This window comes from Prevotella sp. P2-180 (genome assembly GCF_002251435.1).
Lineage (GTDB): Bacteria > Bacteroidota > Bacteroidia > Bacteroidales > Bacteroidaceae > Prevotella.
Genome location: NZ_NPJI01000096.1, coordinates 71,142 through 84,663 on the forward strand (window position 1 = coordinate 71,142; position 13,522 = coordinate 84,663).

Genomic DNA, 13,522 nt, shown 5'->3' on the forward strand with positions numbered 1-13,522 from the left:
ATGATGAATGTAATAGGACAAGAAGAAGCATGGAACAGGCTTACGCAAATGGCAAAGACTGACAGAATGCCGCATGCCATATTGCTCTGCGGTCCGCAGGGAGCCGGGAAGATGGCATTGGCCATGGCCTTTGCCAAATATCTGCTATGCTCTTCACACGACACCGACAACAAGCCTTGCGGCTCATGCCGGCAATGCTTGATGCTCGAAAAATGGGAACACCCGGACTTGCACTTCACCTACCCTACCATCAAACTGCCATCAATGGCATCTGATCATAAACCTGTGAGCGACGACTTCGCAAAACAATGGAGACAGATGATTTGCGAAAGCCCTTATTTCAGCATGGACCAATGGATGAACATCATCGGTGCCGACAACCAGCAGGCTATCATCACTGCGGGCGAAAGCGACGAACTGGTGAAAAAGCTTAGCCTCATGTCAAGCCAAGGGGGATACAAGGTGTCTGTCATCTGGCTTCCGGAAAGAATGAATGTCGAATGCGCCAACAAACTCCTGAAACTCATCGAGGAACCGCCACACGGCACCGTGTTCATACTTGTGAGCGAAGAACCGGACAAACTGCTCGAAACCATTCGTAGCCGAACTCAACGAATTGATGTCAAACGAATCGAGACAAGCCATATAGCTACGGCTCTGAAAGAGAGATACAGTCTGGGCGACGAGACTTCCATGCGCATCGCACGTCTGGCTAACGGCAATTGGCTCACGGCGGTAAGGGAGATAGAGAACGACTCAGAAAATGCAGAGTTTCTCGATGACTATAAACAGCTGATGAGACTGGCTTACAAAAGGGATATCAGAGAACTGAAGAAATGGAGCGAACAAATACAAGGATACGGACGTGAGAGGCAAAAACGGTTCATCGACTACTTCTCACGCTTCACAAGGGAAAACTTCATGTACAACTTCGGCAATCCCGACCTAAACTATATGAACGCCGACGAAGAGGCATTTGCCGAAAACTTCGCCAGGTTCATCAACGAGTCAAACATCATCGCTTTCACCGAGATGGCTGACAAGATACAAAGGGACATAAAACAAAATGCTAACGCTAAGATAGTGTTTTTCGACATGGCACTCAGAACTATTATGCTCCTGCTGAACAAGAAATGAAATCATTCCATATATATTAAAGTTTTATGAATAAAGACAACGAAATAAGAATATGCTGCGACGGCGACAGAGGGCTTTGCAAAAATGCCATCGGCCGACAAGACAAACAACTCAACACCTACGACTGGCTGGCTGACGTGCCTGGCAATGCTGACTCCACAGACTTGGTGGAGGTGCAGTTCAAGCATACCAGAAAGGGATACTACCACAACTCCAACAATCTCGAACTTAAAAAGGGAGACATCGTGGCGGTTGAGGCTAACCCGGGACACGACATCGGCGTAGTGACACTCACTGGACGCCTCGTGAAAAAACAAATTAAAAAGGCTAACCTCAAGTCGGCTGACGATATCAAGAGGATATACAGAATTGCAAGACCCGTCGACATGGATAAGTACCGGGAGGCTAAGGCCAGGGAACACGACACCATGATTGAAAGCAGACAGATAGCTAAAGACCTCGGACTGCAAATGAAAATCGGTGACGTGGAATACCAAGGCGACTGCAACAAGGCTATCTTCTATTACATCGCAGACGAACGTGTTGACTTCCGACAGCTCATCAAGGTTCTCGCCGAGACTTTCCACGTAAGGATAGAAATGAAACAAATCGGTGCAAGACAAGAGGCTGGACGAATAGGCGGTACTGGCCCTTGCGGACGCGAACTGTGCTGTGCCACATGGATGAAAAACTTCATAAGCGTCAGCACCAACTCTGCCCGCTTCCAGGATATCTCGTTAAATCCGCAAAAGCTCGCCGGAATGTGCGCAAAACTGAAATGCTGCCTCAACTACGAGGTGGACGACTATGTAGAGGCTGGACGGAAGATGCCTAGCAGGGAAATAATCCTACAAACTGCCGACGGCGATTACTATCTCTTCAAAACTGATATCCTCGCCGGACTCATCACATACTCCACCGACAAAAACATTGCCGCTAACCTTGAGACCATATCGGCGGAAAGGGCAAGAAAGATTATCGAAATGAACAAAAGGGGTGAAAAGCCTGAGTCGCTGCATGAAGACGGTAAACAAAGGCAGTCTGCCAAGCCTAATGCCGACCTGCTGGCTAACGAGAATATCAGCCGATTCGACAAGGCTAAGAAAAAGAAAAAGAAAAACAAGCAGCCTAAGCAGCAGCCACAGCAACAGCAGCCAAAGGGGCAAAAGAAACCACAGGGCAACGCTCCTCGCCCGCCAAAGCAAAACAACCCAAAGCAGGACGATAATGACTAAAAAAATCTTCTTTTTATCCATACTTGTTGCGGTTGCTATGGCCTTTGTGTCATGCAACCGCTCTACAATATTCAGCCAATACCATCACACCCAACTCACTGGATGGGAGAAAAATGACACTCTCACTTTCAATGTCCCACGACTGTCGTCTGACATGAAACTGAAAGCTGTCATCGGACTGAGAATCACCGACGCCTATCCTTTTAAGACCATTTGCCTCATTGTCGACAAGGTTGTAAGTCCCGATAATATCATAGACAGCGATACCATCAATTGTTCACTGTTCGACAACGACGGCATGTCTAAGGGACGTGGCGTCAGCTGCTATCAGTTTAACTGCCATATCTCTAACATTCAACTGATGAAAGACGACTCTGTCGCCATTCATATCCGTCACAACATGAAACGGGAAATACTACCCGGCATCTCCGACGTGGGCATCACTCTCGAAAAGATACAATAGCCCCACCGACACCCTTCAGCTTCTCACGGCTTTCCTGCCCGCATCTATTCGAAGAAATATGAAAAGGAGGAAGGTGAAACCCCATAACGACGAACCGCCATAACTGAAGAAAGGTAGCGGTATGCCTATCACAGGGGTCAGACCTAATACCATGCCTACATTTATGAACACATGGAATAAAAATACCGACACCACCGAATAGCCGTATACCCGGCCGAAACGGAACGGCTGGCGCTCTGCCAAATAGATCAGTCTTAGTATGAGTGCAAGAAACAGCAACAACACACCTGCCGAACCAAGAAATCCTTCCTCTTCACCTACGGTACAGAAGATGAAGTCGGTATCCTGCTCAGGCACAAACTTCAGTTTCGTCTGCGTGCCATTTAGGAATCCCTTCCCCTCAAGACCGCCTGAGCCAATGGCTATCTCGCTTTGGTGAACGTTATATCCGGCACCGGCCAAATCCTCGTCAAGTCCCAACAGCACATTAATCCTCACCCTCTGGTGCGGCTCCAACACATTGTTCAGCACATAGTCAGCCGAATAAAAAAAGGCCATCGAGCCTATTGCAAACAAGAATATGAAATAATACTCCCTGATCCTGCTTCCAAGTCCTTGCCACAACAACCAGCCTATGGCGACGGCAGTAACCACCAATTGCACCCACACAATATCAAATGGTATCACAAACTCTGAAAACAGCATAAACAACAGTGTTATCGCCAAGCAATATCCCGCCATGCTTAATGCTCCTTTTTTGTTGTTACAATACACATACACCATGCCTGCACTGAACAGCTGCACCAATAGCAACACGACAAACTTACCCAACGACGTGGGAGTAGACCATAGCATCACATCCTCATACCTTATACCTACAACAAAGTATACCACAGCTGCCACTCCCGTAAACAATACGCTACCTGGCATACCCTCACGGTAGAACATCAGCATAAACGACAGGTAAACCAAGGCTGAACCGGTCTCTCTCTGAAGCACGATGAACATCATTGGCACAAGGATGATGGCAAAAGTAATTATCGCATCCCTCAACTTGTGTATTGAATAACCATACGTACTCATAAACTTTGCCAAAGCTAATGCCGTCGCAAATTTCGCAAACTCTGCCGGCTGCAATCTCAGCGGTCCAAGCACTAACCATGACCTCGAGCCTTTTATGGAATGCGGGTTAAATATGGTGGCAAACAGCAACAGCAGCAACACTGCGTATATAATATAGGAAAAAGTGTCGTAGAAACGGTCGTCAAGCATAAGTATCACAAAACCTAAACATATTGACGTGCCAATCCACACGACCTGCATACCCGAACGGGTGCCTAGGCTGAGTATCTCCGTATCACCGTATGTATAGCTTGCACCACACACGCTTATCCATCCAAAAGCGAGCAACACTATGTACAGACATATTGTCACCCAGTCTAATGAGCGTATCACGCTCGGACGTTTATCTATTTGCTGAACCATAAGAAATGCGTCTTTTTTGGAATTCCTCTGCCTTCTCCATAGAGGCATCCGATAGTTTTCCGTTAATGTACTGTTCCATCATCAAGCCACCGATGGGCACACCGTAATCAGCTCCCCATCCTCCGTTCTCCACATACACGGCAATGGCTATCTTCGGATTGTCCTTCGGTGCAAATCCCATGAACACTGAGTGGTCGTGTCCACGGTTCTGTGCCGTACCCGTCTTTCCGCATGCTTCAAACTCATAATGTGCCAGTCCACGGCATGTTCCGCCTAACACTGACGATCTCATGCCCTGCACCACATACTCATAAGCCCTGTGGTTTGCCTTTGTATAGTGTCTTCGGGAAAAAGTAGTGTCAAGGGGTTCACCCTGCACCTTTCTCACCACATGCGGCACATAATAGTACCCTCGGTTGGCTATTGTCGCTCCAAGGTTGGCTATCTGAAGCGGTGTGGCATCCACCTCACCCTGCCCTATCGATATACTTATCACAGTAAGTCCGTTCCAGGAACTGTGGTATGCCTTGTCGTAAAATTCCGCATTGGGTATCAGCCCTCGTTTCTCTCCCGGCAAGTCTATGCCGAGCTTATAGCCGAATCCCATGCTCACCATATAGTCTCTCCACGTGTTCATGGCATTCTGCACCGACCCGTACTTCTGTCTGTTGCCTATCATGTGGTATAGTCCCCAACAGAAGAAGGCGTTGCATGATGTGCTCAGGGCGGGCACAAGCGACAGTGGCGAGGCGTGTCCGTGACAGCCCACATGAAGTCCTCGGAAGTAAAAGCCATGCGAACATCCATAGACCGTTGACGGCCCGATAATGCCCTCGCTCATGAATGTCAGGCCTTGGGTAGTCTTGAAGGTCGAGCCGGGAGGATACCGTCCCATGATACTTCTGTTGAGCAGCGGTTTCCATGCGTCGCGGCTCAGCATCCTGTGATTCTTGCTTCTCTCCCTTCCCACCATTATTCTTGGGTCGTATGTGGGCGACGACACCATGCATAGCACCTCTCCCGTAGCTGGTTCTATGGCAACAATGCTTCCTATCTTTCCTTCGAGTAGCCTTTCCCCCAGGGCTTGCAGTTTTATGTCTATGCTCAGTGTGAGATTCTTTCCTGCCACGGGGCGTCGGTCGAGACTATGGTTCTGATAGCTGCCTTGTATTCGTCCATGGGCGTCGCGCAGAAGTATCTGTACACCTTTCTCTCCTCTGAGTTGTTTTTCATAACTACGTTCCACTCCGAGCTTCCCTATGTAGTCACCGGGTTGGTAGTATTCGTCCTCTTCTATGTCAGCCGGCGATACCTCAGCCACGTCGCCCAATACATGTGCCGCGTATGGATACTCATACTGTCTTATGCTGCGTCGTTGCACATAGAATCCAGGGAATCGGAAAATCTTCTCGTTGAGAATTGAGAACTGCTTTTCCGACAGTTGGCTAAGAAACAGTTGTTGGGTGTAAGGTGAATAACCAGGATTTTTCGACCTGTCCTTAATGGTCGTCATCCTTTGGTCAAACTCCTCCTTGGTAATGCCGAGAGTGTTACAGAAGGCAAGAGTGTCAAGTTTTCCCTTAGCCTCTTTCATCACGACCATAATGTCATAGGCAGGCTGGTTATACACGAGCAGCTTGCCGTTTCTGTCAGTAATGATACCCCTCGACGGGAATTCAATTTTTTTTAGGAAAGCATTAGAGTCTGCGTTTTTCTTGTAGTCATCGCTCATTATCTGCAAGGTAAACAACCTTATTATATATATGGTGACAATGACGATGGCAACGCCTCCAATCACATACTTTCTGTTTTCGAGCTGATAGTCTTTCACTTCTTCCTGACTATTTCTATAGTGATAATAAAGATGAGCGTCAATAGTGTGCTTCCACCTACACATTCTATCCACTGCAGCCAGTTAAAGAAATTGAATGTCTCGAGTGTAAAGAACAGAAGACAGAAGATGGCCACAAGCACAGACGAATAACACAGAAATTTCAGGAATCCCATGTTTCTCAACGAGGGTTTCATGTCGTCAGGTGCATCTTGTGGTATAAACAGTTCAAAATAGTACGGTTGTAGCACACCGACGAATGTCAGCGATGCAGATGCCACCCCCGGAGTGTTAGAGAAAGTGTCAATCACCACCCCCAGCAGGAAGCACCACACTAATATCGCCCATCTTGGATAAGACCGGCGAAACTGCAGCACCAGATACACATACAGCAATGGCGTAGCCACCCCAAACAAGTGTATATGGTTCAATACGAGTGCTTGTACGAGACACAGCACCACAAAGACGCCAATACGGCTCAGAACTTCTGTTGTCATTTATATATTTTCATTTTCGGAAGTTATTTTAAACCAAAGAGTTTAAGAGATATAGAGTATTTATACAAACCCTCTTTTCCTCTTTATCTCTGTGGTTTAAATAAAACCCTTGATAGTTTTTTTACCAAAGAGTTTAAGAGTTTAAGAGTATTTTTATAATGATAGAGGTTGAATGCCAAGGCATTTAGAGCTAAAAGAGAGCTGCGCAAAACCTCTTTTCCTCTGTCGCTTGCGACCTACTCCATCAACAAAACCCCTCTTTTTCTCTTTATCTCTGTGGTTTAAATAAAACCCTTATACATTGGGATTTATCACTTCAGAAACTTGAGTTTACTTTTTTAATTCTTTAATTTTTAATCTTAATCGAGTCTCTCGCAGACTCAATTAACTCCTTCCTTTCCGCAAAACTCTTGTCTGTTATTACACATACGTCGCGTAGGTTTGCGAAGTCAGTAGCCAGATGAACCTTCAGTTTATAGGACAGACCGTCAGACGAGTTATATATCCCCACAATCTTTCCCACGGCAATGCCCGGCGGGAATATAGAGGAATAGCCGCTGGTCTCCACCCAATCGCCTTTCTTGAAGTGGGCGTGACGAGGTATGTCCTCCACGTTGGCAAAAAAGCAGTCACCGCCATTCCAACTCGTATATCCGAAGTATCCTCTTTTTCTTATCGAGCAACTTATGCGCGACTTTACATTCAGCAGGGGCATCACTATCGAATAATGTTCCGACACGAGATAAACCACTCCCACTACACCGTTGCCGCTGGTCACTCCCATGTCGGCCTCAATGCCGTCAGCCCTTCCCTTGTCTATTGTGATGAGGTTATCTTTCCTGTTCACGGTGTTGCTTACCACCTTCGCCATCACAAGTTTATATTGTTCTATATTCCCAAGGGCAAGTCGCTGAAGCACGGTAGTGTCACCCGTAGCCTTACCATATAGTCTTGCCAACTGGTTCACCTGCCTCTCCAAGGTAAAGTTCCTGACCGTCAGTTCCTCGTTCACTTTCGTAAGCGAGAAAAAAGCCTTAAGTGCGGAGTCCAGTTCATACCCCTTTCCCGCCACGAAATTGGCGGATGTAAACCACACGCTACCCTGGTAGCTATTGTACTGAAACAACATGGCAATGCTCATCACCTCAAGTAAGATGAAGAGCAGCCAGTTGTTGTATTTCGCTAAAAAATCAAGCAGGTTTCGCATCGTTTACCTCATCAGGAACGAGAAGCGGTCAACATTCTTAAGCGCGATGCCGGCACCCTTTGCCACACTGTGCAATGGGTCTTCCGCTATGTGGAACGGTATGTTTATCTTGTCCTGAAGGCGTTTGTCAAGACCGCGCAACAATGCGCCGCCGCCACTCAGGTAAATACCGTTCTTCACGATGTCAGCATAGAGCTCTGGCGGAGTGTGCTCCAAGGCTGAAAGCACGGCGTTCTCTATCTTCGCCACAGTCTTGTCGAGACAATGAGCTATCTCCTGATAGCACACCGGCACCTCCATTGGCAGTGCTGTGATACGGTTTGGTCCGTGCACCACATAATCCTCTGGTCCTTCGTCTCCGAGGTCAGTAAGAGCAGATCCCACGTGTATCTTTATTCTCTCAGCCATACGCTCGCTCACCTTCACGTTATGTTGTCGGCTCATGTATTCCTGTATGTCGGCAGTCAAGTCGTCGCCGGCAATGCGTATTGAGTTGTTGCTCACTATACCGCCAAGCGATATCACGGCAATCTCTGTCGATCCGCCGCCGATATCAACAATCATGTTACCCTCAGGAGCTTCCACGTCGATACCGATACCGATGGCAGCAGCCATAGGCTCAAAAATCAGGTATACGTCACGGCCGTCAGCATGTTCGGCAGAATCACGCACAGCTCTCAGTTCCACCTCAGTAGAACCCGACGGCACACCAATCACCATTCTCAGCGAAGGAGAGAACAGGCGGCTACCCGTGTGAACCATCTTTATCAGTCCTCTCATCATCTGCTCACAGGCAGAGAAGTCGGCAATCACACCATCTCTCAAAGGACGTATGGTACGGATATTGGCATGCTCTTTCTCATACATCATCTTAGCCTTTTCCCCCACGGCAATCATCTTGTCCGTCCGGCGGTCAAGAGCCACTACCGAAGGTTCGTCCACTACGATTTTGTCATCAGAGATGATTATCGTATTGGCAGTACCAAGGTCCATTGCAATCTCTTGTACAAATGAAAAAAATCCCATAGAGAACTTTAATTCTTTAATCCTTTAATTCTTTAATTATTCTTTAAGGGTTTACCCTTTTACTTTTTAAGGTTTTACCTTTTAATGTATATTTATTGTCCTTTAATCCTTCACAAACCATTTGTGAATCGCAGTATCATAGTGGCTGCTCACGCCGAAAGCCCTTGCAGCAAACGTCTTACGCTGAGCCAATGTAGTCACTGCGCCCTGTTCGTTCACAATATCAAGCAACATGCCATATTCAGCCTTGCTTGGCACGATAACCACATCGTTAAAATTCTTGGCACCGGCACGAATCAGGGAGATGCCACCAATATCAATTTTCTCAATAATGTCAGCTTCTGAAGCCCCGCTTGCCACGGTAGCCTCAAATGGGTAGAGATCAACTATCACGAGATCAATCTCCGGTATCTCGTACTGTTTCATCTGCTCCTGGTCACCCTCGTTCTCGCGTCGTCCCAATATTCCGCCGAACACCTTTGGATGAAGAGTCTTCACACGTCCTCCTAGGATAGAAGGATAAGAAGTCACCTCCTCCACTTTTTGGCATTCATATCCAAGCGACTCGATAAAACTCTGCGTACCCCCGGTAGAAAGGAATTTCACACCCTCATCGTTGAGCTTCTTCAACAGCTCATCCAAACCATCTTTGTGGAAAACCGACACCAATGCGGTTTTTATTTGTTTCTTATCAGCCATTTTGAAATATAACGTTATATTAATCTTGTTGATGCAATATTTAGACTGCAAAGATACAAACTATTCACGACACCACAAACATTCAGCATAAATTTTTAATACCATTTCACTTTTTCTTGATATACATCTAAAATCCACCCATCAATATTTCACCATTAAGATGGATGATTACTGATTACTGATTGCTGATTGCTGATTGTTGATAATCTTTAATCTTTAATATTTTAATATTTAATCTTTTAATCCTTCTTTAATCCTTCTTCAATCCTTCTTTAAGGTTTACCTTTTAAAATCTTTAATTTTTTAATCTTTAATCTTTAATTTTTTCCACCGCGCCATCGGCGCATAGATAATCGCAACTCTGTTGCGTAGGCAATTCACGAGCAACCCCTTGTGGGCGAGAGCTTGTTTGCTCGTACAGGCCCAGCCGGCCAGGCTTTAAGTCCTCTCCTCTGAGGGGAGAGGATTTAGGAGAGAGGTGGAGCCCCTCTTCAGGGTAAGAGGGGACGGGGGAGTTTTCGAAAAAGATTAGTATAAATACTCCATATCTCTTAAACTCTATGGTTTAAAGTTTCCATGCGGCAAACATGATGCGCAGCTCTCTATGAGCTATAAATGCGTTGACATACGTCAATCATTCTCGTTAAAAAACCATAATTTTGATGATTTTATAAATTTTTCCTAAATATCTCCAAAGCCATTTCAAATAAAATCCGTAACTTTGTCCCCAGATTACAGGATAGTCAGGTTTCTCTCCTGTCAATCCCTACCGCAAATCCCTGGATATAAGCGGAATAGTAATGATATCGAACTATGAATGCATTGATCAATGCACGTAGCCAGTTAGAAGGTGAAACAGCAGATTCACCCCTCAGCGACGGACTTGCCTCCAACGCCCTCCCCGAAGCTCGAAGCTCACAAACAGGGGTGTCGGTAGAAAATGTCCAGTCGGCAACTGAGTCCGATGCATCCAGCTCAATTACCCCCCATGACAATGACGAAAACCTGCAATGGTTTGTGCTTCGAGTCTCTTACGGACGTGCTGTCAAAGCATCAAATCTTCTAAACGAAAATAGAATTAATACCTTCAACCCTCTTCATAAAGTAGTGAAGAGAGTCGATGGAAAGCTTCGCCGGGTGCAGTTGCCACTGCTTCCCGGCTTAATTTTTGCCCATACCGAAGCCGCAATCCTCGACTCCATCATGCAGGAGCCATCCATTCGCACCCTTGTTTCTTACTACTACGACCACTTCCGTCTGGCGGCCACCGGTTACAACCCTCCGCTTGTCGTCCCCAATGGTCCCATGAATAGTTTCATCAAGGCCTTGTCCGCCGACAGCCACGATGTCCGTGTGGTAAAGCCCGAACATGTCCACTACAAAAGTGGCGACATCGTCCGTGTCACCGCCGGTGAGTTCAAGGGTGTTGAGGGGCGTGTAGCCCGTGCAGCCGGACAGCAGCGTGTCATCATCACCCTCCAGGGTCTCTGCCTCGTTGCCACCGCCTATATCCCCACCGGATGTCTGGAAATCATCAAACCGGAAGAAGTGGTAAAATAATCAGTCATTGATAATGTAAAAACGCACTTTTTATTCCCTTTTACTTGCAAATTACAGAATAAATATGTATCTTTGCCGCGAAATTGCGGAATATGGTTGGGAATAAGAAATGACCTCTTTCTAAAGCAATATGACATTACTTTTTGGATTACTATGCTAAAAGAGTTGATTATAAAGGACTTCTTCTCGTTTAAGGGAGAAAATCATATACCATTGAATCCTGGCGTCAATATGCTGTTAGGAATAAATGGAAGCGGAAAAACATCGTTCTTGAATGCAATTCGTTTGATGTACGAAGGTGTGTGCGGAGCCGGATTCGAAAACCTGTTCCAGTTGGAATGGGGCGGGTTCAATGACGTTGTAAATGCAAATGGCCCTGATATACCGAAGACTATCGAACTGACATATATCTTTGATGAAAAGGCATTGAAGAGAGCTGTCGCCAAGTCCGATTTCAAGTTTGATGTTCACTATAAGATAATCATCCGCCCACTTGGAGCTACAGGATATACTATTGAAGAGAAACTCTTTACGACCGACTTGAAAGGTAATAATGGTAAGTTCGTTTATCTTGACTTTAGAGGTGGAAAGGGCTATCTAAGTGTATATCATAAGGAAGGCATAAAGACTGAGAACTTCAGGGGCATGACCTCAGAACAGGAACTCGTGCTGAGACAAATCAGCGACCCAAGGCGTTACAAGCCTATGCATATCATCAGAACTGCGGTATCCGAAATATCACTGTTCGAGACTTTTGATACGCGCGAAAACAGTTCACTGCGCAAGCCGGCAAAGTCAAGCAGTGAAATGAGACTGAGTTCTGACGGTGAGAATCTGGCTTCTGTGTTGAACAACCTGAACACAGACGACTCAATGGCTTTCAATGATATAGAGGGGAAACTGCGCATCATAAATCCGAATTTCTTGAAGTTTAACTTTAAGACATTCGGCTCTCGGCTTTATATGTTTCTTGGCGAGCGAAACATGCGCAATAACATAGGCATCAGGTTTATCTCTGATGGTACATTGCGGTATATCCTCATGATGAGCATCCTGATGAATCCGCATACGGGGAAGCTGATAGGCATGGACGAACCTGAAGGCAGATTGCATCCGGACATGATAAACTCATTGGCTAAAATGCTGAAATCTGCAGCCACAAGATCGCAAGTCATCGTAGCCACTCATTCGCCTTTGCTGCTAAATTTGTTCGACATAGAGGATGTCATTGTGTTCGAGAAAGACAAGGACAACTGTTCGGTAGTAAAGCAATATTACGAGGAAGATTTCCCTGAATGGGAGGGTGAATATCTTCCAGGTCAGATGTGGCTTCATGGCGTGATAGGAGGAAAGCGATGGTAAAGGTATCGATTATTGTAGAAGGTGGTGTCATAGATACTAATGTATCCGCAGGAACCATCGACAACAGCAATGCACTTCGCGAGTCTCTCTATTGGATATTCTCAGAGGTGTTGGATAGAGACGATATAAGCATCGAGGTGCACATGTCAGCTGGAAGGAGGTTGGCTGCCAAGGTTTTCAAGGATGCCCCAAACGACGTGTTTCTATATACTGACCTTGACCGTGAACCGGAAAAGAAAGCTGAGTGGTTTGTTAGGATGGAGACGGAAAACCCCAATGAGCCTATCATCTTCACACAAGACAAGGCTGAAAGAATCTTTTTCATGATTCAAGAGATGGAGGCGTGGCTTCTGAAGCAACCTGACGCAATTGAGGCATGGGCGAAATCAAGAAACTACAAGCATTTTGCTGATCGTGGTCATGTTTCAACTCATTACCATATTGCAGGTAAGGATATTGAGCGAATCAGCAAGCCAAGCGACAAGCTCAAGGATATTCTGAAGCAAACATTCCAAAGTGATAAACTGCGCAAAAACGGGAAAGCAAAAGGTGTGGAATACGGCAAACTAAAAACGGCGCCCGGTATGCTCAGGTTTATTGATGTCAATAAACTCATAAGCTGTGATGCAGAACTGTTGCGATTCAGAAGCTATGTTGTACTAATTTTTCACTGCGGTGAAAAAAGCTAAAGTCCTGCGGCTTATAACCTTTCACCACAATATTTCACACTTATTTTACGTTTCTCTAAAAGGTGAAGGGAGATGACGGGATAATTCGAACCTCCCCGTCATTAATCCCCTCCACCACAAATAACCATGCCCAATACGACATTGGACAAGGCGATCGCGGCTGTACCTAAATTCAGGGACCGCATTTCGCTTTTTACTAAGAAGCTGCGTCTGGCACAGTATGCAGACGGCAGTATCTATGACTATCGCCTGAAAATTGCTCAGGCAGTGTTGTTTTTCAAAAAGTTGCCGGATGAGTTCACACAGACGGACATCGACTATTGCCTGTCGC

Annotated in this window: 12 protein-coding genes and 1 pseudogene; 7 read left to right on the plus strand and 6 right to left on the minus strand. The window is 46.1% G+C overall.

The genetic code is table 11. The features are described 5' to 3' along the window. The 3 genes from CIK98_RS13850 to CIK98_RS13860 are packed head-to-tail and all read left to right on the plus strand — an operon-like array spanning position 1 to position 2,835. Positions 1–1,137 carry a DNA polymerase III subunit gene (locus tag CIK98_RS13850; RefSeq protein ID WP_094385227.1) on the plus strand — a complete coding sequence of 379 codons (1,137 nt, stop codon included), beginning with the start codon at positions 1–3 and terminating at the stop codon, positions 1,135–1,137. 26 nt (positions 1,138–1,163) lie between these two features. After that, positions 1,164–2,372 carry a regulatory iron-sulfur-containing complex subunit RicT gene (locus tag CIK98_RS13855; protein ID WP_094385229.1) on the plus strand — a complete coding sequence of 403 codons (1,209 nt, stop codon included), beginning with the start codon at positions 1,164–1,166 and terminating at the stop codon, positions 2,370–2,372. Beyond that, positions 2,365–2,835 carry a gliding motility lipoprotein GldH gene (locus tag CIK98_RS13860; RefSeq protein ID WP_253249747.1) on the plus strand — a complete coding sequence of 157 codons (471 nt, stop codon included), beginning with the start codon at positions 2,365–2,367 and terminating at the stop codon, positions 2,833–2,835. The genes CIK98_RS13855 and CIK98_RS13860 overlap by 8 nt, the downstream gene beginning before the upstream one ends. 15 nt (positions 2,836–2,850) lie before the next feature. On the opposite strand, the gene rodA is transcribed toward CIK98_RS13860, so the two are convergent. The 6 genes from rodA to CIK98_RS13890 all read right to left on the minus strand — a co-directional run bounded on the left by rodA (position 2,851) and on the right by CIK98_RS13890 (position 9,580). Continuing rightward, positions 2,851–4,320: a rod shape-determining protein RodA gene (gene rodA, locus CIK98_RS13865; RefSeq protein WP_094385233.1), complete on the minus strand. Its 1,470-nt coding sequence runs from the start codon at positions 4,318–4,320 to the stop codon at positions 2,851–2,853. Beyond that, the gene (mrdA, locus tag CIK98_RS13870) at positions 4,301–6,151 is read right to left on the minus strand and encodes a penicillin-binding protein 2 (RefSeq protein WP_094385235.1); all 1,851 of its coding nucleotides are present in this window, start codon (positions 6,149–6,151) and stop codon (positions 4,301–4,303) included. The genes rodA and mrdA overlap by 20 nt, the downstream gene beginning before the upstream one ends. Further along, a complete protein-coding gene (mreD, locus tag CIK98_RS13875) occupies positions 6,148–6,648 on the minus strand; it encodes a rod shape-determining protein MreD (RefSeq protein WP_094385237.1) in 501 nt (166 codons plus the stop codon). The genes mrdA and mreD overlap by 4 nt, the downstream gene beginning before the upstream one ends. 346 nt (positions 6,649–6,994) lie before the next feature. Next, positions 6,995–7,855: a rod shape-determining protein MreC gene (gene mreC, locus CIK98_RS13880; RefSeq protein WP_094385239.1), complete on the minus strand. Its 861-nt coding sequence runs from the start codon at positions 7,853–7,855 to the stop codon at positions 6,995–6,997. Between the two features lie 3 nt (positions 7,856–7,858). Then, a complete protein-coding gene (locus CIK98_RS13885; protein ID WP_094385240.1) occupies positions 7,859–8,881 on the minus strand; it encodes a rod shape-determining protein in 1,023 nt (340 codons plus the stop codon). A gap of 102 nt (positions 8,882–8,983) precedes the next feature. Then, positions 8,984–9,580: an IMP cyclohydrolase gene (locus CIK98_RS13890; RefSeq protein ID WP_094385242.1), complete on the minus strand. Its 597-nt coding sequence runs from the start codon at positions 9,578–9,580 to the stop codon at positions 8,984–8,986. 1,017 nt (positions 9,581–10,597) lie between these two features. Here CIK98_RS13890 and CIK98_RS13895 point away from each other — a divergent pair. The 4 genes and pseudogenes from CIK98_RS13895 to CIK98_RS13910 all read left to right on the plus strand — a co-directional run. Then, positions 10,598–11,140: a UpxY family transcription antiterminator gene (locus tag CIK98_RS13895; RefSeq protein ID WP_172409962.1), complete on the plus strand. Its 543-nt coding sequence runs from the start codon at positions 10,598–10,600 to the stop codon at positions 11,138–11,140. A gap of 165 nt (positions 11,141–11,305) precedes the next feature. Beyond that, positions 11,306–12,502: an AAA family ATPase gene (locus CIK98_RS13900; protein ID WP_172409963.1), complete on the plus strand. Its 1,197-nt coding sequence runs from the start codon at positions 11,306–11,308 to the stop codon at positions 12,500–12,502. Beyond that, positions 12,496–13,191, plus strand: coding sequence for a DUF4276 family protein (locus CIK98_RS13905; protein ID WP_094385247.1), 696 nt, complete (start codon positions 12,496–12,498; stop codon positions 13,189–13,191). The genes CIK98_RS13900 and CIK98_RS13905 overlap by 7 nt, the downstream gene beginning before the upstream one ends. 126 nt (positions 13,192–13,317) lie before the next feature. Next, positions 13,318–13,522 (plus strand): annotated as a pseudogene (locus tag CIK98_RS13910) (hypothetical protein); the annotation flags it as partial.